This is a genomic window from Stenotrophomonas sp. Marseille-Q5258 (assembly GCF_946900935.1).
Taxonomy (GTDB): Bacteria; Pseudomonadota; Gammaproteobacteria; order Xanthomonadales; family Xanthomonadaceae; genus Stenotrophomonas; species Stenotrophomonas nematodicola.
This window is the reverse complement of sequence record NZ_CAMPPN010000002.1, coordinates 65,206-90,963: the sequence shown is the minus strand read 5'-3', so window position 1 is coordinate 90,963 and position 25,758 is coordinate 65,206. Positions and strand designations below refer to the sequence as shown.

Annotated in this window: 25 protein-coding genes; 13 read left to right on the top strand and 12 right to left on the bottom strand. The window is 70.9% G+C overall.

Annotated features, from left to right (window positions below; translation table 11 throughout):
- Window positions 1–34 precede the first annotated feature (34 nt).
- The 3 genes from OC534_RS01645 to OC534_RS01635 all read right to left on the bottom strand — a co-directional run bounded on the left by OC534_RS01645 (window position 35) and on the right by OC534_RS01635 (window position 1,668).
- Complete coding sequence (locus OC534_RS01645; protein WP_017356885.1) at window positions 35–457, bottom strand: lysozyme inhibitor LprI family protein; 423 nt, start codon at window positions 455–457, stop codon at window positions 35–37.
- Window positions 457–906: a type II 3-dehydroquinate dehydratase gene (gene aroQ, locus OC534_RS01640; protein WP_153165024.1), complete on the bottom strand. Its 450-nt coding sequence runs from the start codon at window positions 904–906 to the stop codon at window positions 457–459. The genes OC534_RS01645 and aroQ overlap by 1 nt, the downstream gene beginning before the upstream one ends.
- Window positions 907–1,092: 186 nt before the next feature.
- Complete coding sequence (locus OC534_RS01635; protein WP_017356883.1) at window positions 1,093–1,668, bottom strand: metal-dependent hydrolase; 576 nt, start codon at window positions 1,666–1,668, stop codon at window positions 1,093–1,095.
- Window positions 1,669–1,843: 175 nt separating this feature from the next.
- On the opposite strand from OC534_RS01635, the gene OC534_RS01630 reads away from it, so the two are divergent.
- From OC534_RS01630 to OC534_RS01615, 4 genes are all read left to right on the top strand, one after another.
- Entirely contained in the window at window positions 1,844–2,443 is a 600-nt protein-coding gene (locus OC534_RS01630) for an NAD(P)H-dependent oxidoreductase (RefSeq protein ID WP_153164858.1), read from the top strand.
- A 12-nt stretch (window positions 2,444–2,455) separates the two neighbouring features.
- The gene (locus OC534_RS01625; protein ID WP_136004541.1) at window positions 2,456–3,052 is read left to right on the top strand and encodes a TetR/AcrR family transcriptional regulator; all 597 of its coding nucleotides are present in this window, start codon (window positions 2,456–2,458) and stop codon (window positions 3,050–3,052) included.
- A 154-nt stretch (window positions 3,053–3,206) separates the two neighbouring features.
- Window positions 3,207–4,523, top strand: coding sequence for a hypothetical protein (locus tag OC534_RS01620; protein WP_262071261.1), 1,317 nt, complete (start codon window positions 3,207–3,209; stop codon window positions 4,521–4,523).
- Window position 4,524: 1 nt separating this feature from the next.
- Entirely contained in the window at window positions 4,525–4,905 is a 381-nt protein-coding gene (locus OC534_RS01615; RefSeq protein WP_262071260.1) for a hypothetical protein, read from the top strand.
- A 24-nt stretch (window positions 4,906–4,929) separates the two neighbouring features.
- Here the strand turns inward: OC534_RS01615 and OC534_RS01610 are convergent, their stop codons facing one another.
- Window positions 4,930–5,631 carry a LytTR family DNA-binding domain-containing protein gene (locus OC534_RS01610; protein WP_136004538.1) on the bottom strand — a complete coding sequence of 234 codons (702 nt, stop codon included), beginning with the start codon at window positions 5,629–5,631 and terminating at the stop codon, window positions 4,930–4,932.
- Window positions 5,619–7,325 (bottom strand): histidine kinase, encoded by a 1,707-nt coding sequence (locus OC534_RS01605; RefSeq protein ID WP_136004537.1) that lies wholly within the window; start codon window positions 7,323–7,325, stop codon window positions 5,619–5,621. Before OC534_RS01605 ends, OC534_RS01610 begins: the two co-directional genes overlap by 13 nt.
- 130 nt (window positions 7,326–7,455) lie before the next feature.
- Between OC534_RS01605 and OC534_RS01600 the strand changes: the two genes are divergently transcribed.
- The 3 genes from OC534_RS01600 to OC534_RS01590 all read left to right on the top strand — a co-directional run bounded on the left by OC534_RS01600 (window position 7,456) and on the right by OC534_RS01590 (window position 10,305).
- On the top strand, window positions 7,456–8,985 hold the full coding sequence (locus OC534_RS01600; RefSeq protein WP_262071259.1) for an alpha/beta hydrolase: 1,530 nt from the start codon (window positions 7,456–7,458) through the stop codon (window positions 8,983–8,985).
- 172 nt (window positions 8,986–9,157) lie between these two features.
- Complete coding sequence (locus OC534_RS01595; RefSeq protein WP_262071258.1) at window positions 9,158–9,616, top strand: isoprenylcysteine carboxylmethyltransferase family protein; 459 nt, start codon at window positions 9,158–9,160, stop codon at window positions 9,614–9,616.
- The gene (locus tag OC534_RS01590; protein WP_262071257.1) at window positions 9,613–10,305 is read left to right on the top strand and encodes a hypothetical protein; all 693 of its coding nucleotides are present in this window, start codon (window positions 9,613–9,615) and stop codon (window positions 10,303–10,305) included. Before OC534_RS01595 ends, OC534_RS01590 begins: the two co-directional genes overlap by 4 nt.
- A 9-nt stretch (window positions 10,306–10,314) precedes the next feature.
- On the opposite strand, the gene OC534_RS01585 is transcribed toward OC534_RS01590, so the two are convergent.
- Window positions 10,315–11,838, bottom strand: coding sequence for a carotenoid oxygenase family protein (locus OC534_RS01585; protein WP_262071256.1), 1,524 nt, complete (start codon window positions 11,836–11,838; stop codon window positions 10,315–10,317).
- A 45-nt stretch (window positions 11,839–11,883) separates the two neighbouring features.
- On the bottom strand, window positions 11,884–12,306 hold the full coding sequence (locus OC534_RS01580; RefSeq protein WP_166473499.1) for a DUF2141 domain-containing protein: 423 nt from the start codon (window positions 12,304–12,306) through the stop codon (window positions 11,884–11,886).
- 144 nt (window positions 12,307–12,450) lie between these two features.
- Here OC534_RS01580 and OC534_RS01575 point away from each other — a divergent pair, with 144 nt between their 5' ends.
- The gene (locus tag OC534_RS01575) at window positions 12,451–13,554 is read left to right on the top strand and encodes a histidine kinase (RefSeq protein ID WP_136004531.1); all 1,104 of its coding nucleotides are present in this window, start codon (window positions 12,451–12,453) and stop codon (window positions 13,552–13,554) included.
- A complete protein-coding gene (locus OC534_RS01570) occupies window positions 13,551–14,192 on the top strand; it encodes a response regulator transcription factor (RefSeq protein WP_136004530.1) in 642 nt (213 codons plus the stop codon). The genes OC534_RS01575 and OC534_RS01570 overlap by 4 nt, the downstream gene beginning before the upstream one ends.
- 50 nt (window positions 14,193–14,242) lie before the next feature.
- On the opposite strand, the gene OC534_RS01565 is transcribed toward OC534_RS01570, so the two are convergent.
- Together OC534_RS01565 and OC534_RS01560 are read right to left on the bottom strand one after the other, a co-directional pair.
- Window positions 14,243–15,316 (bottom strand): hypothetical protein, encoded by a 1,074-nt coding sequence (locus OC534_RS01565; protein ID WP_153164848.1) that lies wholly within the window; start codon window positions 15,314–15,316, stop codon window positions 14,243–14,245.
- Window positions 15,307–16,149 (bottom strand): AraC family transcriptional regulator, encoded by an 843-nt coding sequence (locus OC534_RS01560; protein ID WP_153164847.1) that lies wholly within the window; start codon window positions 16,147–16,149, stop codon window positions 15,307–15,309. Before OC534_RS01560 ends, OC534_RS01565 begins: the two co-directional genes overlap by 10 nt.
- A 144-nt stretch (window positions 16,150–16,293) precedes the next feature.
- Here OC534_RS01560 and OC534_RS01555 point away from each other — a divergent pair, with 144 nt between their 5' ends.
- Window positions 16,294–16,995: a hypothetical protein gene (locus OC534_RS01555; RefSeq protein WP_262071255.1), complete on the top strand. Its 702-nt coding sequence runs from the start codon at window positions 16,294–16,296 to the stop codon at window positions 16,993–16,995.
- Between the two features lie 10 nt (window positions 16,996–17,005).
- Here OC534_RS01555 and OC534_RS01550 read toward each other — a convergent pair whose 3' ends face one another.
- The gene (locus tag OC534_RS01550) at window positions 17,006–17,980 is read right to left on the bottom strand and encodes a helix-turn-helix domain-containing protein (RefSeq protein ID WP_166473496.1); all 975 of its coding nucleotides are present in this window, start codon (window positions 17,978–17,980) and stop codon (window positions 17,006–17,008) included.
- Window positions 17,981–18,099: 119 nt separating this feature from the next.
- Here OC534_RS01550 and OC534_RS01545 point away from each other — a divergent pair, with 119 nt between their 5' ends.
- Entirely contained in the window at window positions 18,100–18,786 is a 687-nt protein-coding gene (locus OC534_RS01545) for a cysteine hydrolase family protein (protein ID WP_136004522.1), read from the top strand.
- Window positions 18,787–18,805: 19 nt separating this feature from the next.
- On the opposite strand, the gene OC534_RS01540 is transcribed toward OC534_RS01545, so the two are convergent.
- Window positions 18,806–19,627, bottom strand: coding sequence for an arylamine N-acetyltransferase (locus OC534_RS01540; RefSeq protein WP_136004520.1), 822 nt, complete (start codon window positions 19,625–19,627; stop codon window positions 18,806–18,808).
- Between the two features lie 250 nt (window positions 19,628–19,877).
- On the opposite strand from OC534_RS01540, the gene OC534_RS01535 reads away from it, so the two are divergent.
- Both OC534_RS01535 and OC534_RS01530 read left to right on the top strand, forming a co-directional pair.
- Window positions 19,878–22,445 (top strand): methyl-accepting chemotaxis protein, encoded by a 2,568-nt coding sequence (locus OC534_RS01535; protein WP_136004518.1) that lies wholly within the window; start codon window positions 19,878–19,880, stop codon window positions 22,443–22,445.
- 67 nt (window positions 22,446–22,512) lie between these two features.
- On the top strand, window positions 22,513–25,146 hold the full coding sequence (locus OC534_RS01530) for an excinuclease ABC subunit UvrA (RefSeq protein WP_136004516.1): 2,634 nt from the start codon (window positions 22,513–22,515) through the stop codon (window positions 25,144–25,146).
- 66 nt (window positions 25,147–25,212) lie between these two features.
- Here the strand turns inward: OC534_RS01530 and OC534_RS01525 are convergent, their stop codons facing one another.
- Complete coding sequence (locus OC534_RS01525) at window positions 25,213–25,758, bottom strand: TlpA disulfide reductase family protein (RefSeq protein ID WP_262071305.1); 546 nt, start codon at window positions 25,756–25,758, stop codon at window positions 25,213–25,215.

Below are 25,758 nucleotides of genomic sequence, written 5' to 3'. Positions count from 1 at the left end.
ATGTCAGGGGAGTGGGAAGCGCGGCGCGCTCGGGTCAAAGCAGTTCGTAGAAGTCGCGCAGCTGCCGTGTGCGGTCGCGCGCGTGAGTGGTCAGGCAGCGCAACTGCGCACCGTTGCGGGCGCTGCCGTCGGAATTGAGCGCGTACACCGCCTGGCAGTCGTGGTCGCGCAGCTGCACCCACGCCCGCTGTGCCACCACCAGTTGCTGCTCGGCGGTGCCACAGTAGCTGCAGGTGCCGCCGTTTTCGGGGGTGCGCAGCTGGCGGCGCGCCTGCGCGTATACCGAGTTGAGCGTGACGTCGGCGGCGGCCGCCACGTCCGAGGCGCACAGGTCGTGCTCCATCGTGGTGACCGGGTGCGCGCAGTCGATGCCTTCGTCCTCGCGGTCGGCGGCGGCGGCACCGGCGCACAGGCCGGCTGACAGCGCCACACAGGCAAGAGCGCGCAGCGGCAACATCAGGCGCCGGCGTCCTGCAGCCGCACCAGCGCCGCATCCATCGCATAGCGATAGCTGTCCGCGCCGAACCCGCAGATCACCCCGACCGCCTTGTCGCTGAAATAGCTGTGCTGGCGGAACGGCTCGCGGGCATGCGGGTTGGACAGGTGGATCTCGATGAACGGCACGTCCACCGCCGCCAGCGCATCGCGCAGGGCGACCGAGGTATGCGTGAACGCGGCCGGGTTGATCAGGATGAAGGCGGTGCCATCGGTACGGGCGGCCTGCACCCGGTCCACCAGCACGTGCTCGGCATTGGACTGCAGGGCATCCAGCGCGTGCCCGGCGGCCTGCGCCTGGGCCACCAGGGCCTGGTCGATCTGCGCCAGCGTGGTGTGCCCATACACCCCCGGCTCGCGGGTACCGAGCAGGTTGAGGTTGGGGCCATGCAGGACCAGCAGTTTCGCCATGAGTGCCGAACGACGGGAAAGGGCGGCAGTCTGGCGGAACCGGCTGATCGTGTCCAGTTCGGCGAAGTTGCGCGTGTTTCAATCGAGCGTTTGAATTACGCGGAGAGGATTGGCCGGCGGGAGATCGGGCACCTGAACCTTTTGAAACGCGTGACAGGCCGCAGGCGGTAAACGGCAACGGCCGGCTCAACGGGCCAGCGCCAGCGAGCCGATCAGGAACGCCGCCCAGACCGGGGCGATGCCGACTGCCCAGGCCAGCACCCGGCGTGGCGTGGCATGCCGGCTTGCCGCCACCGCCAGTGCGAATGGCGGCAGCAGCACGCCCAGTTCAATGATCAGGTTGCGCCACAGGTAGTAGTTGCCCGCGGACAGTGCGCCGGCGCTGGGGAGCACGCCAACCGGTACGGCGACCTGCGCGCCAATGGGCCAGAGCAGGGGCACCGGGTGCGCCCCGACCAGCAGGTCCATGAGCGGATGGGACAGACTGGCGGCCAGCAGCCAGGCGATGGGCAGGCGGGCGGATGGCGGCCGGCGCGTGAGCCGGTGCACCAGCAGGCTGGCCACCAGCGCGAAGAGCAGGCTGTGCGTGATCCGTGGCGAGGCGGCGTAGCCGAGGAGCCACACCGCCAGGTAGTCCAGATCGGGGCAGACGGCCAGAAAAGCGAACGGGACCACTGCCCAGCGCGACGGCGCGCACGCCCAGCGGTTGCAGCACAGATAGGCGGTGATGCCGGCGGCCGCGTGGCCCGCGATGGAAGACACAGAAACCCCTCCGAGGTGCAGGCGCCCAGACTGCACCCGGCGCATGAGGCCACGATGGGGAGCATGTGTGGCGGGGATGAAGCCGCGCGACGGAAACAGCGTTCCGCTGACAGCACTGGTCCCGTGCAGGTCCGATGTTACGTTTGGTAGGTAACGTCATCCAAGGATTACTCCCATGCACAGCCTTATCGTCGTCGCCCACCCCAACCCTCATTCACTCACCCATGCCGTGGCCAGCCGCATCGGCGATGCCGTTCTTGCAGCCGGCACCGGCCATACCGTGGAAATCGCCGATCTTGCCGCGGAGGGTTTCGACCCCCGCTTCAATCCGGCCGACAACGCGCTCTTCCATCAGACGGCGGCCGCGCCGGCCGATGTGGCCGCCGAACATGCGCGCCTTGATCGCGCCGACGTGCTGGTGCTGGTCTATCCGCTGTACTGGTGGTCGTTCCCGGCGCTGCTGAAGGGCTGGGTCGACCGTGTGTTCACCCAGGGCTGGGCTTACGCCGACACCCCCGATGGCAAGGTGACCAAGAAGCTGCAGCGTCTGCAGGTGCATCTGGTGGGGCTGGGCGGTGCCGGTGCGGAGATGATCGAGCGACGCGGTTACGGGGCGGCCATGAAGACGCAGATCGACATGGGCATCTTCGACTACTGCGGCGCGCAGGTGCTGTCGTCCACGCTGCTGCTCGAGTCCGACAGCGGCGCCGCCGAGGCGCACCTGCGTACTGCGGCCGACATCGGACGTACCATTGGGGTGTCCGCCGCCGCCTGAACCCCCACCGCGATGCCTGCACGCCCTGAGCCCCGCCGCCGCCGCCTGCCGCGTGAACAACGCGCCCGCCAGCTGCTCGACGTGGCGTGGGCACTGGTTGGCGCCGAAGGCACCGATGCGCTCTCGCTGGGGCGGTTGGCCGAGGCGGCGGGCGTCACCAAGCCGGTGGCGTACGACCACTTCGTGACGCGCAACGGTCTGCTGGCCGCGCTCTACCAGGACTACGACGTGCGCCAGACCGCCGTTTTCGACGAGCGCATCGGCGCGGCGAAGGTGCAGTTGAAGGACCGCGCGCATGCCATTGCGGGTGGCTACATCGATTGCGTGCTGTCACAGGGCAGCGAAATCCAGGGCATTCTCGCCGCGCTGGCCGGCTCGCCGGAACTGCTGCAGGTGAAGCGGCGCTACCAGCAGGACTTCATTGCCAAGTGCGCGGGGTGGCTCGGCGGCTTCGCGCCCGAGGGGAGCGTGCCGGAAGCCGGTTTCTGGGCCATCCTGGGCGCCGCCGAGTCGCTGTCCGACGCGGTTGTGGCCGGGCGGGTGGCGCAGCCGGCCGCCGAAGCAGAGCTGGAGCATCTGATCGTCGCCACGGTGCGACGCGGGCGCTAGCGCCGCGTTGTGCCGGTGTGGCACCCCCGCGCGCGCTGAACTACCCTGAGCCGCAGCACCATCCATCACGTTTTCAGGGAGATGCGCGCGGATCATGGCAAGGATGTCGAGCGTAGGCCGGTCAGGAAAGGGCGCGCGTCATCGGTATGCGGGCATGGTATGCGCTGCCGCCGTCCTTGCCGGGCTGGGCGTGCCTGCGTTCCCGGCCCGCGCACAGGTTCCACCCAGCGGGATCGAGGTGGCCGTGCAACGTATCGCGGCGATCGCGGATGCACCGGCAGCGGCGCGCGCCGCCCGGCGGCTGTGGGGCGTGCCGCTGGATGCGCCGGTGATCGTGCATGACCGGATCTCGGCCACGAGCTGGCGTCGCGACCCGGCGACAGGCGCGCTCGTGCCCATCGCGCTGCGCCGGGATCAACCCCCGGCCAATACCTGCATCGAGATCGAGGGCACACCGACCGTGCTGCTGCTTCTGCCGCTGCCGGCGGACGGCGACGGCCTGGCGACGCTCTACTGGCACGAGCAGTGGCATTGCGTGCAGGCCGCGCTGGGGCTGCCGTCGTCCGAAGGTGATACGGCGCATCTGGACAGTGAGGCTGGCCGCACCTGGCTGCGTCTGGAACTGCGCGCGCTGGCACAGGCGCTCGCTACGACCGACGACGCGGATGCGCGGCGCCATGCGGCCGCTGCCGTGGCATTCCGGGACCAGCGTTCGGGCGCGGCCGCGCCCGGCGGCGATGCGCGGGCTGAAGAGGCGCGCGTGGAACGCAACGAGGGCCTGGCCGAGTACACCGGTCGCGTGCTGGCTGCGGCGGCAGGCAAGGGCGATGCCGCTCCTGACGTGGTGGCGGCATTGCGCAAGGCCGATACAACCGCGAGCTTCGTCCGCTCCGCCGCGTATGCAACGGGGCCGGCGTACGGGCTGCTGCTGGACCGCTGGTCGCCACAGTGGCGCGGCGGGCTGTCGGCCGATGCGGATCTGCCCACGTTGCTCGCCGGGCGGATCGGCGCGCCGCCGTCGGGTGTCGAGCAGGCCGGGCGCACGTATGGATTGGCTGACGTGCGCGCAGAAGAGCGGGTACGTGCGCTGCAGCGTGAGCAGCGCAGCGCCGACTACCGCGCACGCTTCCTGGCCGACGATGCGGTCCGTCTGCCGCTGCGTGCACCGTCGGTGTCGTTCGATCCGCGCACGCTGTTCCCGCTGGACGACATCGGCACGGTCTACCTGCCGATCACCGTGCGCGATGCGTGGGGTGAACTGACTGCGCCTGCCGGCGCACTGCTGTTGAAAGAGTGGTCGCTGGCCAGGGTGCAGGGCGGCGTGGTGGAAGGCTGTGGCACCGCATGGAAGGGGCCGGGCTGGACGCTCACCCTCAACGAAGGCTGGCGACTGGAGCGGCAGGCGGTGGGGTGGCAGCTGACGCCCGGGGCCGCACTGCCCTGCGGTACGCAAGGACGCGACGGAGAATGACATGCGACTGATGATTGCGATCTGCATCGTGCTGTTGCCCACGCTGCTGGCAGCGCAGTTTTTTGGGATCTCCGTGCAGGCCAGAACCGGAGGGCCGCTGCAGATGGCCGATCTGTGGGCGGGGCTGCTGGGGTTCGCGTTGTACCTGTGCGGCGGTGCAGTCGCACGCCGATACGCGTTCGTGGGCGTGGCGGTGGCGCTCCACGCCGTCTACTGGGGGGGAGCGTTCGGTTTCCTGCATCGCGTGTCGCCCGAAGTGACCCTGGGCGAGCTGGTGCGCTGGAATGCTGCCCCGGTGGCCTGTTCGATCTTCAGCGCGCTGGCCGGCGCCTGGCTGGGGGTGCGCATCGGCCTGGGCCGGACAACGCCCGCGCGGCGTTGACCGGGCGGGCACGAGCGATGGCGCTCACGCCAGCGCGAGTTCTCCGCGCAGGGTGGCCACGTGCGCGCGCCCTACCGGGAGTTCCGCACCATCGTTGAGCACCAGCCAGTAACGGCTGCCCGAGCCGGCATGCAGCGTGCGCACGTGACGCAGATTGACCAGATAGGAGCGGTGGCAGCGCACGAAATCCGGCGGCAGCACGGCGGTCAGGCTGGCCAGGGATTTGTCGTGCAGTTCGCTGCGGCCGTTGGCCAGGCGCAGTTCGCTGTAATCGCCATCGGCACGGATCCACTGCACCTCGGCCAGCTCGACCAGTGCGGTGCCCTGTGCGCGCCAGATGCCGAGATAGCGGGCGCCGCCAGCGCGGTAGCGGCCAACGTCCAGCAGGCGTTCCAGCGACTGGCCCAGGCGCTCGCGTGAAAACGGCTTGGGCACGAAATCCAGTACACCGTGCTCGAACGCCTGCAGCGCACGGTCGCGGTGGGCCGACACCACCACGCAGTGGTATCGCCCGGCGACCGCGCGGCGCAGCAGGTCGAAGCCGTCCTCGCCGCCGAGGTTGAGGTCCAGGAGCAGGCCGTCGTAGACGCTGCGCGCGAGGCGGTCGCCGGCCGCGTCCAGATCGGCCACCGCGTCGAACCGCGCCCGTGCGCCGGCCAGCTCGGTGCACAGGCGCAGCAGGCGCTGGCGCACCAGCAGTTCGTCCTCGACGATCAGGATGCGCATGTCAGCTCCATCCGGCCGTACCACTCGTCACCCTCGGCACCCTGCACGAAGCGCCATCCGCCCGGGCAGGCGGCCGCGAGGCTGGCTTCGATGTAGCGCGTGCCGGTGCCGTGGCCGCGATGCGGGGCCGAACCGCGCGCGCTGCGCAGATCCAGCGTCCAGCGCTGGCCATCGCGCTGCACGCGCAGGCGGAACGGATGCTGCGCGCATGCAACCGCACCGGCATGGGTCAGCGCGTTCTCGACCTGCGCATGCAGTACGCCGGGCGGGAGCCACGGCGTGCCCGGACCGGCATCCACCTCGAAGCGGATGTGGCGGTCCATCGCCTGCCCCACGATGTCCAGGTGGTTGCGGCACAGCGCCAGTTCCTCCTCCAGCGGCACGGTCTGTCGGGTGCTGCTCTCGCGCAGGCGATCGAACTGTTCGGCCAGCGACTCGACCAGCCGGCTGGCGCGCATCGGCGCCTGCTCGATCAACTCCTGCAGGCAGGTCAGGGTGTTCATCAGCCAGTGCGGCTGGATGCCCCGCTGCAGCAGCTGCAGCGACAGACGCGCGCGCTCTTCGCGCAGCTGTGCGTTGTGCTGGTCCAGCGTCCGCAGCTGGGCGGCATGGCGCAGCAGCAGGAAGCCCATCAGCACCGCCAGGAACAGGAAGTAGGGCCCGTCGAGGAAGGCGCCGCCCAGCAGCGGAATGGCCAGCGCGCCGGCCAGCACCAGGGTCAGGATCGGCCCGCGTTCGTCGGGCTCGCCACGGGCGCGCAGCAGCAGGGCGGTCGCGCTGAGCAGGCTCAGCAGCAACAGCGCCGCTCCACGGCCATCGAAGCCGGGCACGAATGCGATCACGGCCACCAGTGTGGCCAGGTAGGCGAGGCGTACGCCGACCGGTACCGCCACAGCGAAGCGCCGTGCGAGGTAGGCGGGCAGCAGGACCGCGCCGGCCAGGTGCAGCGCCTGCAGCGCCAGCAGACGCGGCGCGTGCCACGGGTAGGGGTAACCGAACAGGGGGCGCCAGGCTTCGATCACCGGCAAGGCCAGTCCCACCAAGCCAAGCGCGAGCAGCAGGCGGGCGCCGGGAACGCGCGGCCGTCCGCGCTGCGCCGCCAGAAAATACAGGCACGACGCAGCGAGCGCGCCGGTGGCCAGTGCTGCGATCAGCCACGGGGCAACAGGATGGCCGTACAGCGACGCGACCGGTCCCACGGCAATGAAGGCATCGGCGCTGTGCAGCCGCCACCCGGGACGCTGGCTGGAGGCGAGCACCACCAGCGTGTCGCCTCCGGTGCCCGAGGCGGGCGGCAGCACGCGCAGAACGTCGACGCGGCCGGGCCGCTCTTCTGCGGCGGTGCGCCCGACCACGCCATTGGCGGCCAGGGGCCGTCCGTTCCAGTACGGCTGGCTGGCGGCGCGCAGGGACAGGCGCAGCGCCCGGTCGGGGGCGTCCGCCGCAGTGGCCGGCACGTCCCAGCGCAGCCAGTACGGACCGCGCCAGCCGGCCAGTACGCGTTGATCGAGCGGGCGCCAGTCCAGACCATCCGGCGGTGATGCCGGCATGTGTCCCGACGCGACCACCGTCGCCGGTGCCATCGCGGCGGGCGGCAGGAACACGGTCTGCGGCGGCGGGCCCGCGGCCGACAACCATGCGGCGACGGCAGCGAGCAGGACGACGAAGGCGGTCAGGGTGCGGGCGATGTGCATGCGTCCATCGTATCGGGTGCGTGGAGACACTGGGCCCCCGTTTGGAGACGTTCGACCGACGGTGCCGCCCGGACCGGCACCCGGGACGCGATGCTGGCGTCGAACCCATCCACCCATCCCGGAGTCCGCCATGCGTACTGTTCCGATGTTCCTGTCCTGCCTGCGTCGCCGTGCCCCGTTCGCGGCCACCGCGGCACCGGCCGCCCGCCTGGCGGCGCTGTGCCTGGCCCTCGCTGCCGCACTGCCCGCAATGGCCGCAGATGCGCCGACGTCGCTGGTGTTCGAGCCCTACGAACTGGTCACCCAGGGGCATGGCACCATCGCCGCCGAAGCCACCTACCTGGAGGTGCCGCGTCATCACGATCAGCCGCAGGGACCGCGCATGCGGCTGCGCGTGGTGCGGCTGCGCGCGACCGGCGGCGACGGCAGCGCCGCACCGGTGGTGTACCTGGCCGGCGGTCCCGGCGGCTCGGGGATCGGCACCGCGCGTGGGCCGCGCTGGCCGGTGTTCGACCAGATGCGGCGCGAAGCCGACGTACTGCTGCTCGACCAGCGCGGCGCGGGGGCGTCAGAGCCGCCGCCGGAGTGCCCGTACCAGGACCGCTTCGACGATGCCAGGCCGTTGCAGCGCGAGGCCATGCTGGCCACGCTGCATGCCACCACCGCCCGTTGTGTTGCGTACTGGCGCGAGGCCGGCGTGGATCTGGCCGCGTACACCACCGTGGAGAGCGCGGGCGACCTGGACGCGCTTCGCCAGGCACTCGGCGTACCCCGGATCAGCCTGTGGGGGATGAGCTATGGCACCCATCTGGCGTTGGCCACGATGCGCCTGCACGGCGACGGACTGGAGCGCGTGGTGCTGATGGGCGTCGAAGGGCCGGACGATACGTTGAAGCTGCCGCTGGCGGCCGACGCACTGCTCGGTGAGCTGGCAACGGTGGCCAGGCCGGCCGGCGTCGAGGATCTGCAGGGATCGGCGGTGCGCGTGCTGGCGGCGCTGCGCGAACAGCCGCGCCAGGGTACCAGCCGCATGCAGGGCGGACGCACCGTCATGATCGGCGCGTTCGATGGCCAGCTGGCCATCGCTCTGTCGCTGGGCCAGCGCATGACCCAGCAATGGTTGCCGATGGTGCTGCGCGAGGCCGAGCAGGGCAACTACGATCCGCTGGCCGACCTGGTGCTGCTGCTGCGCAGCCAGTACGGCGCGTCCAACGCGATGTCGCTGGCGATGGACGTGGCGTCCGGGCAGAGTCCGCAGCGCCGCGCACTGGCCGAGGCACAGGCGCGCCAGAGTCTGTTCGGCGATGCCATGAACGTTCCGTTCCCGTCGCTGGGCGATGGGCTGGGCCTGGTCGATCTGGGCGAGGGGTTCCGCGCACCGCTGCGCAGTGACGTGCCGGTCCTGCTGATCAGCGGCACGCTCGACGGGCGCACCCCGCTGGCCAATGCCGAGGCCCTGCGCCCCGGGCTGTCCAACCACCGCTCGCTGCTGGTGCGCAACGCCGCGCACGACAATGAGATGTGGGTGGGCAACCCGGCCATCGCCCGCAGCATCGTCGACTTCCTGGCGGGCCGCCCCGTGGGCGATGCGGTGGTGGACGCCACGCCGCTGACGTTCGCCCGGAGCGCGGCCGACATGGTCGATCCGCGCCGCCGGTAAGCCGGGCGCAACACCGTGAGGCTTGCCACGGCACCGGACCCGATGGGTTCGGTGCCGTGGTGCCGTTCGGCCGTGACGACGGCCGGACAGTGGCGCCGGCACCGTGCGATGCGCATGATGGGCGCCAACCGAATGGACAGGGACAGCCGATGTGCGGACGATAGGGCGCGGTATGCACTGGCTTGAGACCCGTATCCCGCCGCCCATCGTGATGCTGCTGCTCGGGCTGGCCGCGTTGGGTGTGGCGCGCTGCGCGCCGGCATTCGCCGTCGATGTTCCGCTGCAGACCGCGCTTGCCATCGGGGTTGCCATGCTCGGCCTTGTCCTGAACCTGCTGCCCAAGCGCGCGTTCCGGCGCGCTGGCACCACGGTCAACCCGCTGCGTCCTGCCGCATCCACGCAGCTGGTGACCTCGGGCATCTACCGCTACACACGCAACCCGATGTATCTGGGGCATGCATTGATCCTGGCCGGGTGGACGCTCCATCTCGGCAATGCGCTCGCCATGATCGCCCTGCCGGCCTTTGTGCTGTTCGTGACCCGTTTCCAGATCCAGCCGGAGGAGCGTGCGCTGGCGCAGCGCTTCCCGGACTATGCGTCCTACTGCCGGCGGGTGCGGCGGTGGCTATGATCCCGCGTCCGAAGCCCTCGGCCGATAGCGCGCGGTTGGCAGGCGTGGCGCCAGCACGGGTACTCGTGGCTGTCTGCGCGCTGGCACTGGCGTGTGCGGTGGCAATGGCATGGCCGCTGCTTGCCGGGCGCATCCCCGATCACGATGCGGGGCAGTCGGTGCGGGGGGTTGACGATGCGATGCAGGCCGACCTGGTCCGCACTTATCTGGCGCACGTCCTGCGTCGCACGCCGCAGGCGATTGCCGGACGCCCGGTCGATGAGGTGATCTACTTCGACACTCTGTCAGCCGCATTCTGCGCCATCGACGCTGGCGGGCCGTGCGATGCGCAGGAGTATCTGGCCGTGGAGCGGGAGGGCGCACTGGTGGATGCTGCCGACCCTCGCCTGCCACTGGCGCTGCAGCAGGCACTCGATCGCCAGACGCGACAGCGCACGTACAACCGCGATCCGCATGTCCCGGGCGTCACCCGCCTGGACGCGACGGCCGGCAGTGCATTCGCCGACGCGTGCGCGCTGCCCTCTGCGCGCATGGGGCACCTGATCCGCATCAGCCGCGGCGTCGTCCAGGCGCCAGACGGCCCGGCGCTGGCGATGGTGCTGGATCGCTACTGCGACCGCAGCGGTGGCATGCGCGTGATCCGCTTTGATCGCCAGGGCACACGGTGGGTGGTGGCGTCGGGCGGCTGAGCGACGCGCTCACCCCCGCGCGGCGAACGTGCCGTGGAAGCCCAGCGGCACTGCGTACGGCAGCCACGCCTGCGCCACCGGGCCCTCGTCGATGCGTTGGGCGTCCAGCACGGCGATGCCGCTGCGCTGGTTGGCCGCGTCGAGCAGCGTGCCGACCAGCCAGCCGTCGTCGGCGTTGCGGCTGCCCGGGCGCGGCACGAACACGTGTTCTTCGGCGAGGATATCGCGGCCATAGCGGTGTATCTCGCGGCGCCCCCGCGCCACGTCGTAGCCGGCCACCGCATTGAAGTACGGCGCAGTCGTCTCGCCCTGCATGGCCGGGGCGTACAGCCGTGCGCCGCGGTTGCCGGCACTGCGGGTGTCGAACAGCGGGAACTCGATGCCCTGGATGCCGGTGTCTTCCCAATGCGCTTTGCCGGTGCGCAGGTCCAGGTGCAGCTCGCGCAGCGATGCGTTGGAGTTGACGGCGTGCGCGGCATCGCCGGCCATTGCCTCACGCATGGGCGAACGCGCTTCGTCGATGTTGTCGTGGCGCACGGTACGCATCACGATGCGGTCGTTGCGCTGGAAGGCATCGCCGAAGTGATAGGCGGCCGTGAACGCTGCCTCGAACCACTGCGCGGTGTCCGGAGCGGCCTTGGGCACTACCGCGATGCGGCACGCGCGGTCCGGGGCGAAGCGGAGGCGCTCGAAGAATGCGCCGCCGTCTTCCTTGTAGTCGAACGGCATCAGCATGAACACCAGATGCGTGTCGGTCATGGCGAAGGCGTGCAGGTAGCCCATGAACGGCGTGTCGACCACACTGGCCGAGCGCAGCTGGCCGTCCGCGCCGATCATCCAGATCAGCAGGCCGGTACCGCCCAGCAGCGACAGCGAGCCGAAATTCCACACGGTGCCGTCGCGGTCCACCAGCGGGTGTGCCGAGAACGGCACGGTGGCCAGATCGGCGCGCCAGGTGGTCGGGCCGAGTGTGGTGAGATCATCCGGGTCCAGCTCGAACGCCGAGCCGGCCTCGCACAGCGCGAACAGACGGCCGTTGATGCGGATCACCGAGGTGTTGGCGGCGTTGGCATCGTCGTTGTTGCGTACCGGCTGCACGTCCGGCACCACGGTGCCGGCGGCCGGATACAGGAAGCGCCCGGCCTTCTGCTCGCGGGTGAACTTGGGTGTGGCCACCATGCGCGCACGGTGGGTCAGTGTGCCGTCGCCGTTGAACCGCCAGCCGTGAACCATGCCATCGCCGTCGAACCAGTGGTCGTAGCGGAAGCCGTCGCGCTCGGTCCAGGCCGGGCCGTTGCGGTACAGCGTGCCGGCCAGCCCCTGCGGCAGGCGGCCCTGCAACGGCACCGTGGCCGGACCCAGCGTTTCGGTAGTGACACTGCGCCAGCCGGTCAGCCACGGGTGCTGGTCGCGGGCGGCGGCGAACTGCGCGGCATCGCCGGCGAAGGCGGGCAGGCTGCGCAGTGCACTGGCGCCGATCACGGCAGTGGTGGTGGCCGAGAGCAGCGAGCGGAGGAAGCGGCGGCGGTCCATGCGGGGGCCTCAGGTTCAGTAGGCGGGCGAGGGCGGGGTCAAGGATCAGCGCAGCGCGATGGTGATGGATGCACCGTTGGCTGGCACATGCACGCGGGCCTCATCGAAGGTGGGCTTGCGCTGCACCTGGGGATTGTTGCTGAAGCCATAGCCTTCCACCGGGATGCCGACCACGTTGGTGTCGAGCTTGCCGTTGTCGTTCTCGTCGTGGGTGACCAGCACCGCGTAGTCGCCTGCGGGCAGGTTCTTGAACACCACGTGCGCAGCGTCGGCGACGGGCACCAGAGTCTGCCCCTGTACCGGGGCGGCCTTGCCGTCCCACCCGGCGGCGCTGTCCACCAGCGCCAGGCGGACGGTGCCGGTGTGGGTACGGATACCCTGCAGGTCGATCTGCAGGTCGCCGGCCGAGGCGGAGGTAGCCAGCAGCAGGGCGGCGAACGGAAGGCAGAACAGGGCGGTGCGGATCATGGCGGCAGCTCCGGTGGGTGTGGAGCCAGTCTGCCGGGCGGACGGCGGCCGCCCCATGCCCAGTGGTCATCGATCCGCAGTGCCGGAAGTCACTTTCTGCGCGCGGCCCATTGCCGTTCGGGGCGCTGGGCGGCAGCATGCGGCATGCCTGCTTTCCTGCGCACCCTCGTCAGCCCGCTGTCTCTGGCCGGCTTGCTCACCCTCCTGGGGGTGGGGCTGTCGCTGGGCCTCCCGTCCGACGCCAACGGCGCGCTGCGCTGGGGGGTGCTGGGTGCGTTCATCGCGCTGTTCCTGGCCTACGACCACCTGCCGGCGCGCTCGCCGCTGCGCCTGGCCAGCGATGTGCTGCAGGCGCTGCTGGCACTCTGGCTGGCCTGGTTGGAGCCGCGCGTGGGGACCGTGCCGGTGCTGCTGGTGGTCCTGGTGGCGCACCTGGCCGAGCATTGGCCGCCGCGCCCGGTGCTCGCCGCCACGCTGCTGCTCAACATCAGCCTGTATGCGGTGCTGCGCCACAGTGGTTTCAGCCACCCGCTGCTGATTGTGACGATCTACGCCGGTTTCCAGGCGTTCGCCGCACTGACCGCGCACTACGCGCGCAGCGCCGGGCAGGCGCGTGATGCGCTGGCCCGGGTCAACGCAGACCTGCTCGCCACGCGTGCGCTGCTGGCCGATGGCGCCCGCGATGCCGAGCGGCTTCGGCTGGCACGCGAGCTGCACGATGTCGCCGGACACAAGCTCACGGCGATGCGGCTGAACCTGCGCGCGCTGGCCACCGAGCCGCTGCTGGCCCATCGCGAACCGCTGCTGCTGGCCGAACGCCTGTCCGGCGAGCTGCTCGGCGACATCCGTCAGGTGGTGCAGTCCATGCGCGATGATCGTGGCCTGGATCTGGCCACGGCGTTGCAGGCGCTGGCGGCACCGTTCCCGCGCCCAGGCCTGCGCCTGCGCATCGCCGAGCAGGTGCGCATCACCAACCCGCTGGTGGCCGACGCCGTGGTGCGGTTGGCCCAGGAAGCGCTCACCAATGCGGCCCGTCACGGCGATGCGTCGACCGTCTGGCTGGACATCAACAAGGAAGACCACTGCGTGCGTATCGACATCCGCGACGACGGCCAGCGCCCCGAGCGCATCCGCGAGGGCAATGGCATCACCGGCATGCGTGAGCGTCTGGCGGACCTGCAGGGGCAGCTGGAGCTGGCCCGGACAGATGCCGGCGGCATGCACCTCACCGCGCGGTTGCCGGCATGAGCGCCGCGATCGCGGTGCGTGTGGCCTTGGCTGACGACCAGGCGCTGGTCCGCGCCGGGCTGCGTGCGCTGCTGCAGGGCCTGGGGGTGCAGGTGGTGCTCGAAGCCGCGGACGGCCAGGCGTTGCTGGACGGACTGCAGACCCAGCCGGTGGACGTGGTGCTCAGCGATATCCGCATGCCCGGCATGGACGGCATCCAGGCGCTGCAGCACCTGCGCGCACGTGGCGACCGTACGCCGTGGCTGCTGCTGACCACCTTCGATGAGAGCGACCTGCTGCTGCGCGCCAGCGAGGCCGGCGCGCAGGGATTCATGCTCAAGGATGCCGCGCCCGACGATCTGTACGAGGCGATCACGCGGGTAGCGCGGGGCGACACCCTGCTGCTGCCGGTCAGCACCGATCCTGTGCGCGCACGCTACCGCTTCCACGATGAGGCGCCGCCCAGCGACACCTTCGGCGAGAGGGAAGTGGCGATTCTGCGCCTGCTGGCCGGTGGCTACTCGAACAAGGAAATCGCGCGCAGCCTGTTCCTGGCCGAGGGCACGGTGAAAAATTACGTCTCCACCATTCTGGACAAGCTGGGCACGCGCGACCGCACCCGCGCCGTGCTCAAGGCGATCACGCTGCGGGTGATCTGACCGCGCGCGCGGTGCATCGCAGGGTCAGGTGAGGCGCGGCAAAGCTCCGGTCACAGTGTGTCGCGGAAGAAGCGCGTGGCCGCGTCGATGGTGGTCGCATGGGTCTGCGTCCTGGGCACGGCCACTTCGCACAGCGGCCCGAGGCGCTGCCGGCCCAGCGGGGTGCAGTCGGACAGGAAGTCGTAATGGCCCACGCCGGGCAGCGTCAGCCGCGTCGCGTGCGGGATCGACGCGGCGGCGACATCAGCATTGGTGGGCGGCGCGGCAACGGTATCGCGCTCGCCGGCCACGATGCCCACCGGCTGCACCACCTGCTCCAGCTCGGCCGGTGCAAATGCCTGCACGATGGCGGGGGCCATCAGGAACACCGCGCGCACGCCGGGGATGGCGTGATCGTCGCCGGCCTGGCGCACGTATGGCTGCAGGGCCGGGGTGGCGGCGGCGTCCAGGCGCGCCTGCAGAGTGAGCGTGGGGAACTCGGCCTGCGGCTGGCAGACGCCGTCCTGCGGCTGGGCACGGCAGAAGTCGAGCAGGCGTTGCAGATCCATGCGCGCGCCGGCGGCAAGCAGCGCGGTGAACCCGCCCGCGGAGTAGCCGGCCACGCCCAGGCGCGCCATGTCCAGGTGTGCCGACAGCGCCGGATCGGCGTGCACGGCGGCCAGCGCGGCCTTGAGGTCGCCCGCGCGCTCCCAGGTCAGCGTGCTGCCGGCCACGGTCATGGCGTCCACGCCATTGTTGCCGGGATGGTCCACGGCGATCACCAGGAAGCCGGCACGTGCCATCGCGGTGCCGAACCAGCCCATCATCCGCGCGCTGCCACCGTTGCCGTGCGACAGCAGCAGCACCGGCCACGTCCCCGCCGCCGGCACGGCATCGTCGGCGGCGCGGCCCACCTCGAACAGCGGTGCCTGCGGAGGGCCGATCTGAAGGGCGCGTTCGTGGCTGCCGGCCTGTGCCGGGTACCACACGGTGTAGCGCACGTGCTCGCGCTGCTCGGCGTCGCGCACGCCGGCGCCGGGGCGCAAGGCCTGGCCGTGGCGCTCGCCGACTGCCGTGACGGGACCCTCGGCCAGCGCGGGCGTCGACCACAGGGCCAGTGACAGGAGCAGGGGCATCATGCGCATGGGGGGCGTTCCTTCAGCGTGTCCAGGGGCAGCCAGATTTCCACGCCGCCGTGGCCGGTGTGGTCGTTGAAGCGGGCATCGTAGCGTTCCAGGTCAGGCGCGTCGGCCAGCTGCAGGCCGGAGGCCGGCAGGTGCACGTCCAGCAGCCAGCGCCACGTGGCGCGGATGGTCGAGATGTGCCCGGCGTGCCAGGCGACCAGATAGTCGCGCGGGGCGATGTCCAGCGTGTGCCAGCCCTGCGGCGTCGGGTGGCCGGGCTGGCACGGGATGCCCGCCAGATAGTCGAAGTGGCCGTCTGCGTCGCCGTTGTGGCAGATGCCGAAGCTCACCGCCGACGGCACAGGGTGCGCCAGCGCCAGGCGCTGCCACTGCGCCGGAATGCCGGCCACGGTCGCTGTGCTGTAGCGCGCGTTGATGCCTGCGACCCGCAGGGGACCGGCCCGCATCACCCGGGGCGGCACCGCGCAGGGCAGAGCGGTGTCGTCGAGCTTGATGGCGTCCACCAGCGCGATGCCGTCCAGCCCACACGCACGGACCCGCTCCGGGGTCTGCCCGAACTGCTCGGCAAAGGCGCGGGTGAAGCTGCCGTGCGAGGCGTAGCCGGCCGCCAGCGCGACGGCGAGGATGTCGCCGGCGCCTTGGGCGAGCTGTCGCGCCGCCTCGCTCAGCCGGCGTCCGCGCAGGTAGCGCACGATGGATGTGCCGGTGCCGGCCTGGAACAGCCGCGACAGGTGGAACGGCGAGAGTCCCACCGCGTGCGCGATGTCGGCCAGCGCCAGCGGGGTGGCGTAATGGCTTTCGATGTACCACAGCGCCCTGGCGGTCGCCCCCATGCCTGCACGGCTCCTTGTGATGGTCCGGTGCGGAGGGTAGCGCACGGGCATCCCCGGCGTTTCGCCGTTCTTGCTGCGCCGACACTTGAGGTTGCGCCCCCCAGCGCACAGCATGCGGGTTCACCCCTCTGATGGATGTTGTCGATGACCCGGATGACGTCGTTGCATCGTGCCGTTCTGTCGCTCGCGCTGGCACCGGTCGCCCCGCTGGCCGCCGCCGAGGCCGGTTCCCCGCCGAAACGGCCGTCGCTGGAGACCCTGCAGCGCATCATCGCCGACCGCGCGCCACAGACGCGGGTGGAGGCGGTCGATCACGAGCGGATCACGGCCAGGCGCATCGACATCGTGGGCGAGGACGGCACCATCCGCATGACGCTGTCGGCGAACACCCCGCCGCCGATCATCGATGGCATCCAGTACAAGCGCGCCTTCGATGTGGCAGGGATGATCCTGTACGACGACACGGGCAGCGAGCGCGGGGGATTCGGCGTGGCCGACACGCCCGCTGGCACCGCGGCGGTGCTCGCGCTGGATCATCCGGCGATGGATGCGGCGGGCTGGCGGGTGTCGCCGGACGGCTCGGTGATGTTCGTGATCAACCAGGCGCCACCGTTGATCCGCGAGGCCGGGCTCGGCAATCGCCTGGTCCCCGGTGTGGAAGCGCCCACGCGGGTGAAGCTCAGTGTTGCCGCCGACGGCACGCCGATGGTGGCGCTGGCCGATGCCGGCAATCAGCCGCGGGTGCGGATGACCGTGACCCCGGAAGGCTACGGTGCGATCGAGTTTCTGGATGCGGCGGGCAAGGTGGTTCACGTGATGGCACCGGAGCGCGACCTCAAACGCTAGCGCGTGGCAATCAGGAACTGGCGCCCAGGAAGGTGCGCCGGTAGGCGCCAGGCGACACGCCGTAGGCGGCACTGAAGTGGCTGCGCAGGGACGCCGTCGAGCCGAAGCCGGCCTGGCCGGCGATGCGCTCCAGCGCGGTGTCACTGGTTTCCAGCAGGCGTTGTGCGCGGGCCAGGCGCTGGTCGAGCAGCCACTGGTTGAAGGTGGTGCCGGTCAGACTGCGGAAGTGCCGGGTGAAGGTGCGCCGGCTCATGCTGGCGCGCGCGGCCAGGGCATCGATCCCGATCGGCTCGGCGAGGTGGAACAGCGCCCATTCCAGCACCCCGGCCAGACGGTCGTCGCCGAACGTGGCCGGCAGCGGCTGTTCGATGTACTGCGCCTGGCCGCCCTGGCGGTGCGGGGCGACCACCATGCGTCTTGCGACGCGGCTGGCGATCTCTGCGCCGTGGTCCTGGCGCAACAGATGCAGGCAGCAGTCGATGGCCGCCGCAGTACCGGCCGAGGTCAGCAGGGTGCCGTCCTGCACGTAGAGCACATCGCGCTGCAGCTGCACCTGCGGGTGCAGTGCGGCCACATCGTCCATGAACACCCAGTGGGTCGAGGCGCGGCGCCCGTCGAGCAGTCCGGCCTGGGCGAGCACCACCGCGCCCAAGCACAGCCCGACCAGGCGCGCGCCGCGCGCGTGGGCCGCGCGCAGGGCGTCCAGCAGCGCGGGCGGTGCCGGCTCGGCCGGGTCGCGCCAGGCCGGCACCACGATGGTATCGGCGTCGGCCAGCGCCTCCAGCCCCTGCGCAACGTCGATGCTGAAGCCGGCCGGGGTCCGCAGTGGCCCGGGCTCGGCGGCGCACACGCTCAACCGGTAGCGGGGCGCGCCGAGGCGGAGCAGGTCCTCACCGAACACCATGCACGGCACGGCGAGATGAAAAGGGCTGATCTGCTGGTAGGCCACCACGGCGACGTGGTGCGGAGCGGGGTCGGTCAACATGGCCCGATCCTAGCAGTGAATGGCATCCGGGCCACTGTTGGCGCGAACAGGGGGGCGGAACAATGGTGGCCGTCGGCGCACCGCCGCCCACCCCCCGTCACTGCCCCGGAGTTCCCCACATGAAAGCTCTCATTCTTCCCCTCGTCGCCGGTATGACCCTGGCCGCTGCCAGCGGCGCTGCGACGGCCGCCGATGCACCCACGCTGCGCACCCTCGGGGGCGCCACTGCACCGCAGCAGCTGCACGCCGACAGCACCGCGCTGCTGGTGATCGATTTCCAGAATGAGTATTACACCGGCCGGCTGCCGATCCCCGACGGCGACGCCGCGCTGGCCAACAGCCAGCGGCTGGTACGCATGGCCGACGCCAACGGCATCGCCGTGTTCCACGTACAGCACGTCAACCCGGCTGCTGCACCCGTATTTGCCGAGGGCAGCGTGGGCGTGCAGCTGGTTCCCGGCATGCAGCCGGCGGCCCACCATGCGCTCGTCAGGAAGACCACGGTGAGTTCGTTCGCCAGCACCGACCTGGACGCGCAGTTGAAGGCCCGTGGCATCCGCACGCTGATCATCGCAGGGCTGATGACGCATGTCTGCGTGGCCACCACTGCCCGCGATGCGGTGCCGCTGGGCTATGAGGTGATCGTGCCGTCCGATGCCGTCGCCACCCGCAGCGTGCAGGCGTACGACGGCAACGGGGTGGTGGGCGCCGACGCGCTGCACCGCGCCGCGCTGACCGGAATCGCCGACGCGTTCGGCAGCGTCCTGTCCACCGCCGCCGTGCTGGCCCTGCCGGTACAACGTTGACGTCGACGGTGCCGCATCGTCAGGCCGCGCCGCGCAGCCACGCGGCGATTGCGTCGCGCAGGCGTGGGTGCGTGGGTGGGGTGATGCCGAAGTCCTCGCGCAGCACCTGCAGCACATCGTCCACATCGACCAGCGCGCGCCGCTCACTCGGCTGCCCGTGGCGATGCACTGCATAACGGCCGGCGCCGAGGGTGCGCCGCCAGCCGGGGCCGCTCAGTGCCGCGCGCAGCTGGCCGGGGAAGGACGACGCCGGATGCGTGCAGACATACCAGTTGCCGACGATGTGATCCACGGCTTCCTGCACCTGCAGGTCGAAGCGGTACAGCGGTCGCCACTCGCCCCCCACGTCTACCCGCAGTAGATACGCATCCTCGTACCGGTCCATCCGGTAGCGCTCGTGGGGCGTTGCCTGCGGGAAGCGCTGGTCCAGCCGCAGCGGCCCGGTCGGCGTATTGCCACCGAAACCGACATCCACGCTGTAGGCCACCCCGTCAATGACCACCAGCACCAGCATGTGGGTACGCGCGGTGGGTGAATCGTCGCTGGCGTCCATCACCACCCGCGCGGCCAGCGCGCGGGCCTGGAAGCCGAGGTGCTGCAGCAGCGCCAGGAACAGGCCGTTGAGCTCATAGCAGTACCCGCCGCGCCCTTCGTGCAGCAGCTTGTGCGCCACGCTGGGGAGGTCGATGGCGACGGCATCGCGCAGCAGGCAGGTGAGCGTCTCGAACGGGAACGTGGCGTTGTGCCGCTGCTGCAGCCGGGCCAGTGTCGCCAGCGTGGGAGGTGGTGGCGTGGGTTCGCCGAGTCGTTGCAGGTACGCGTGAAGGTCGTGCGGGGTCATGGGCAGCCCACCACCGGGGAAGGTGACGCCACTGTCGCGGCTCAACCGTGGTTGAGGTCAAGCCGGCGGTACGGGCGCGCCTGGAACGCTGCGTCGCGCGGTGGTGGGCGGCGTGCGGCCGTCATCTTGGCGTCGCCTGCGCCGGGTACAACGGGCGCAGCGGCGAGCGCTGGCCGATCGGGATGAAAAAAAGCCTACAGTCTCCCGGCGTGCGGCCGATACCGATGCGTCATTCCGCCTGGAGTACGTGATGTCGGCCATCCCCCGCCGCCTGTTTCCCTCGTTCGCCCGTTCCGGCGGACGCGCATCGCCCCTCTTTCCCATCGGCCACGCCCGCGGGCTGCTGCAGCGGCTCAGTGTCGCACGCAAACTGAAGGCCAGCCTGGTGGTCTGCGGCATCGGCCTGCTGGTGGTGGCCCTGGTCTACGCCGGCACCCGCTACAGCAGCGAACGGGCGGCGGCGACGTTCGCCGCGCACCAGCAGGATGCCGCGCTGGCCGCCGCGCTGGCTGCGCAGGTGGCCGACGCACGGCGGCTGCAGACCCGTTACGCGTTCACGTTCGACGACACCGACCGCAGCGCGCTGCAGCAGGCACAGCACCGTCTGCAGGCAACGCTGGCGCAACTGCAGCGCGACCCGCACGACCCGGGCACGGCCGAGGCGCTGCATGCGTTGGCCGCACGCGCCGGCGAGTTTGCCGAGGGCATTGCCGCACTCAATGCCCGTGCCGATGAAATGGGCCGCGGCGACGCGGGCCTGCGCGCGCAGCTGGAAGCGGCGGCCGCGGCCGTGGCCACCGTGCTGGACACCACCGCGGCGCCGCTGCTGCAGGCGCAGTGGCAGGGCATGCGCCGCGAAGAAGCGCTGCTGCTGCTCAGCGGCGATGCCACCCATACCGACCGCGCCAGCGAAGCGCGCCTGCCGTTCGAGCTGGCGCTGCCGGGCGCGGGCCTGCCCGGCGCCACGCAGGATGCGCTGCGCGCACGCATGGACGCCTATCAGGGCGCGCTGCTGGCCTACACCGCCGCACGGGTCGGGCTGGACGTGGAAGCGCAGTCGCTGGCCGACACCGCTGAGCAGATCGCGCCGGCGCTGCAGCAGCTGGAGCAGGCACAGGGGGCGGCGCTGGATGCCGCCCGCCAGCGTCAGCAGGCGCAGGACCGCGCGATGACGGTGGGGTTTGCGCTGACGCTGGCGCTCGTGGCACTGGTGCTGATCGCCACGCTGCTGCTGGTGCTGCGCGCCGTGCGCCGGCCCATTGCCGATACGCTGCGCTTTGCCGAGGACATCGCCGAGGATCGCCTGGACACGGTGCTGGCCGTGCACAACCCGTACGACGAGATCGGCCAGCTCGCGCAGCGCCTGGTGCACATGCAGCAGCGGTTGCGTGAACGGATCGAGGCCGAACGCGCAGCCGCGCGCGACAATGCGCGTGCGCGGCAGGCGCTGGACAGCGCACAGACCGGCCTGATGGTGCTGGACCCGCATGGCGGGGTGAGCCTGCTCAACCGCGCGCTGCAGGCCGAACTCGGCACCGACGAGCTGGCCTGGCGCGGACGTTCCGCGCAGGAGCTGCACCCGGTGTTCGCCACCGTCGTGCAGACGTTGCACGGCCCCGACAGCGCCTGCCACGAGATCGTGCACGCCGGTACCCGATACCAGCTGGTGGTCAACCCGATCACCGATCACGGCCAACTGCTGGGCGCGGCGGTGGAGTGGCGCAGCCGCGCGCTGGAGACCACGGTGGAAACCGAAGTGGCCGCGCTGGTCGATGCCGCCGCGCAGGGCGACCTGAATGGTCGCATCGACGTGGCCGGCAAAGAGGGCTTCGTCCTGACCCTGGCGGTGAGCATCAACCGCCTGCTGGATACCTTCCAGGGCAATCTCTCCGGTCTGCAGGCGCTGCTGTCGGCGCTGGCCCAGGGCGACCTGCGGGTGCGCATGCGCGGTGACTTCCAGGGCGTATTCGCGCAGATGCGCGACGACGCCAATGCCACCGTGCAGCAGCTCACCGACATCGTCGCGCGGATCCAGCAGGCGTCGGTGGCGATCAACGGCGCCGCCGGCGAGATCGTCAGCGGCAACCATGACCTGGCCGATCGTACCGAGCGCCAGGCCGCGCACCTGGAGGAGACCGCATCGTCGATGGAGGAACTCACCGCCACGGTGCACCAGAACGCCGAGTCCGCCCAGGAGGCCAACCGCCTGGCGATCGAGGCAGCCGACATCGCCGTCCGCGGTGGCGATTCGGTGGGGCAGGTGGTGGCGAGCATGCGCGACATCGCCCAGGCATCGCATCGCATCGCCGACATCACCAGCGTGATCGACGGCATCGCCTTCCAGACCAGCATCCTGGCGCTGAATGCCGCCGTGGAGGCCGCGCGTGCCGGCGAGCAGGGACGCAGCTTCGCCGTGGTCGCCAGCGAGGTGCGGCTGCTGGCCCAGCGCAGTGCCGATGCCGCGCGCCAGATCAAGGGTCTGATCGAGGCCTCGGTGGACACCGTCGCCGCGGGCACGCGCCAGGTGGATCAGGCCGGCGCGACCATGCAGCAGATCGTCGGCAGCGTGCAGCAGGTGACCGCGATCATGGCGGGCATCTCGGCCGCGTCGCAGCAGCAGAGCGTGGGCATCGCGCTGGTGGGCAGGACGCTGCTGCAGATGGACGGCAGCACCCAGCAGAACGCCACACTGGTGGAAGAAGCCTCGGCGTCGGCGCAGGCGCTGCAGCGCCAGGCCAGGCATCTCTCCCAGGCGGTGGCCGCCTTCGAGGTGGAGCCGCCGCAGGCCCCGCGCAGCGCCCGTCTGGCGCACGCCTGACACGGGCCGATCGTTCCCGCACGCGCCTTCACTGGCCGCGTGCGGGGGTGGTCTCTATCCTGCTGGCATGAGCACACGAAAGAAGCCGGCAGCACCGGCGCAGCCCGGCGCATTCGTCCGTGTACGCGGCGCGCGCGAGCACAATCTCAGGAATGTCGACGTGGACATGCCGCGCGACGCGCTGGTGGTGTTCTCGGGCATCTCCGGCTCGGGCAAGTCCTCGCTGGCCTTCGGCACGCTGTACGCCGAGGCGCAGCGGCGCTACCTGGAGTCGTTGTCACCTTACGCACGGCGACTGATCGACCAGGTCGGCGTACCGGACGTGGATGCGATCGACGGTCTGCCGCCGGCGGTGGCGCTGCAGCAGCAGCGCGGCACTGCCAGCGTGCGGTCCAGCGTGGGCAGCGTCACCACGCTGTCCAGCCTGCTGCGCATGCTGTACTCGCGCGCCGGCACCTATCCGGCCGCGCAGCCGATGCTGTATGCCGAGGACTTTTCGCCCAATACACCGCAGGGCGCCTGCCCGAACTGCCACGGGCTGGGGTATGTGTACGAAGTGACCGAGCAGTCGATGGTGCCCGATCCGTCGCTGAGCATCCGTGAGCGCGCGATAGCTGCGTGGCCGCCGGCGTGGCACGGACAGAACCAGCGCGACATCCTGGTCACGCTGGGCTACGACGTGGACATCCCCTGGCGTGAGCTGCCGAAGAAGCAGCGCGACTGGATTCTGTTCACTGAGGAGCAACCGGTGGCGCCGGTCTACGCGGGCTTCACGCCGGCCGAAACCCGCGCTGCGCTGCGCCGGAAGGAAGAGCCCAGTTACATGGGCACTTTCACCGGTGCCCGCCGCTACGTGCTGCATACCTTCGCCACCACGCAGAGCGCGATGATGAAGAAGCGCGTGGCACGTTACATGATCGGCGCGACCTGTCCGGTGTGCGAAGGCAAGCGCCTCAAACGCGAGGCGCTGTCGGTCACTTTCGCCGGTCTGGACATCGGCGCGCTGTCGCAGCTGTCGCTCGCGGCGATGGCGCAGGTGCTGCGTCCGGCCGCCGAGGGGCGTTTCGACGTGCCGGTGGCGAGCGCCACGCGCAGCCGCGCGGCAGGCCGCAAGGCCACGGCCCGGCGGGTTGCTGCCGGTGGCAACGCACATGCCGGCGGCAGCGATGTGCGGCGCACCCCTGACCTGTCGGAAGAAAAGCGCATCGCCGCCCAGCGCATCGCGCGTGATCTGGTCGATCGCATCGGTACCCTGGAGGATCTCGGCCTGGGCTATCTGTCGATGGATCGCGCCACGCCCACGCTGTCGCCGGGCGAGCTGCAGCGGCTGCGCCTGGCCACGCAGATCCGCTCCAGCCTGTTCGGCGTGGTCTACGTGCTCGACGAGCCCACCGCCGGCCTGCACCCCGCGGACGGGGAAGCGCTGCATCGTGCGCTGGACCAGCTCAAGGCCGCCGGCAACACGTTGTTCGTGGTGGAACACGACCTGGAGATGCTGCGCCGTGCCGACTGGCTGGTCGATGTCGGCCCCGGCGCGGGCGAGCAGGGCGGGCAGGTGCTGTACAGCGGGCCGCCGGACGGGCTGCGCACGGTCGCCGCGTCGGTGACGGCGGCGTACCTGTTCGAGGATCGCGCGGCGCCACGCCGCACGCCGCGACCACCATCGGGCTGGCTGGCGCTGCGCGGGCTGCATCGCAACAATCTGCATGGGCTGGACGCGCGTTTCCCGCTGGGTGCGTTCACCGCAGTGACCGGCGTGTCCGGGTCCGGCAAGTCCAGCCTGGTCAGCCAGGCGCTGGTGGAGCTGGTTGGCGAGCACCTCGGCCATGAGCCGGCGGTGGAGGAGAGCGACGGCGATCTGCCCCAGCCGAGCGCGCTCGTGCGCACGCGCGGGCGGCTGCAGGGTGACACCGATGCGGTCACCCGGCTGGTCAACGTGGACCAGAAGCCGATCGGGCGCACGCCCCGCTCCAACCTGGCCACCTACACCGGCCTATTTGACCACGTGCGCCGCCTGTTCGCGGGGACGCGCATGGCCAAGGCGCGCCGCTACGGTGCCGGGCGCTTCTCGTTCAACGTCGCCCAGGGCCGCTGCGACACCTGCGAGGGCGAGGGGTTCGTGCATGTGGAACTGCTGTTCATGCCCAGCGTGTATGCGCCGTGCCCGACCTGCCACGGGCAGCGTTACAACGCCCGCACGCTGGAGGTGCAGTGGAACGGCCGCAACATCGCGCAGGTACTGGCGATGACCGTGGCGGAAGCGCTCGCGTTCTTTGCCGATGAGCCAGCCGTGCAGCGCCCGCTGCAGCTGCTGCGCGATATCGGGTTGGGCTACCTGCGCCTGGGCCAGCCCGCCACCGAGCTGTCCGGGGGCGAGGCGCAGCGCATCAAGCTGGCCACCGAGCTGCAGCGCAGCCAGCGCGGCAGCACGCTGTACGTGCTCGATGAGCCGACCACCGGCCTGCATCCGGCCGATGTGGACAAGCTGATGGCGCAACTGCACGGGCTGGTGGATGCAGGCAACACCGTGGTGGTGGTTGAACACGACCTGCGCGTGGTCGCTGGTGCCGACTGGGTGATCGACATCGGCCCGGGGGCGGGCGAGGCGGGCGGCACGATCGTGGCCGAGGGCACGCCCGCGCAGGTCAGTCGCGCCCGCCACGGTGCGACCGCGCGCTACCTGCGCCGCTGGTTCGAGTGATCCGGGCACACCGCCCGCCGCCGCGGCCATGCAACCGGACTGGAGGGCCATGAACAGCCAGCCCGGTCAAGGCTGGGCCCATCCCTCGATCTCGCCGGGGGCGAAGGGTCCGAGCTTCTGTTTGACGATGCGTCCGCGTGCATCCACCAGCACCGTGTAGGGCAGCAGCCCCTTGGCATTGCCGAGCTGCACGCTGGCGTCGGCCGGGCCGGGGGTATCGAGCACGATCGGGTAGTCCACCGGCACCTGCGCCAGGAACCCGCGCACACCCTCGACGGTATCCAGCGCCAGCCCCAGCACCTGCACGCCGTCGGCGGGTTGGCTGGCGGCAAAGGCCGCCAGCGCCGGCATTTCCTCCACACAGGGGCCGCACCAGCTGGCCCATACGTTGATCAGCAGCGGTCGCCCGGCAAACTGCGACAGGTCCACCGGGCGTCCGTCCAGATCCGGCAGGGTGATCGCCGGCAGGCGATCGCCGGGGCCGGCCACCGGCGCCGGCGGCGATGGGGCCGGAACAGCGTCCGGCGGCGTGCCATGCAGCCAGGTACCGGCGGCAATGCCGGCCGCGGCGGCTACGGCCGCCACCACCAGGTACCGGCGTGGCAGCCGCAT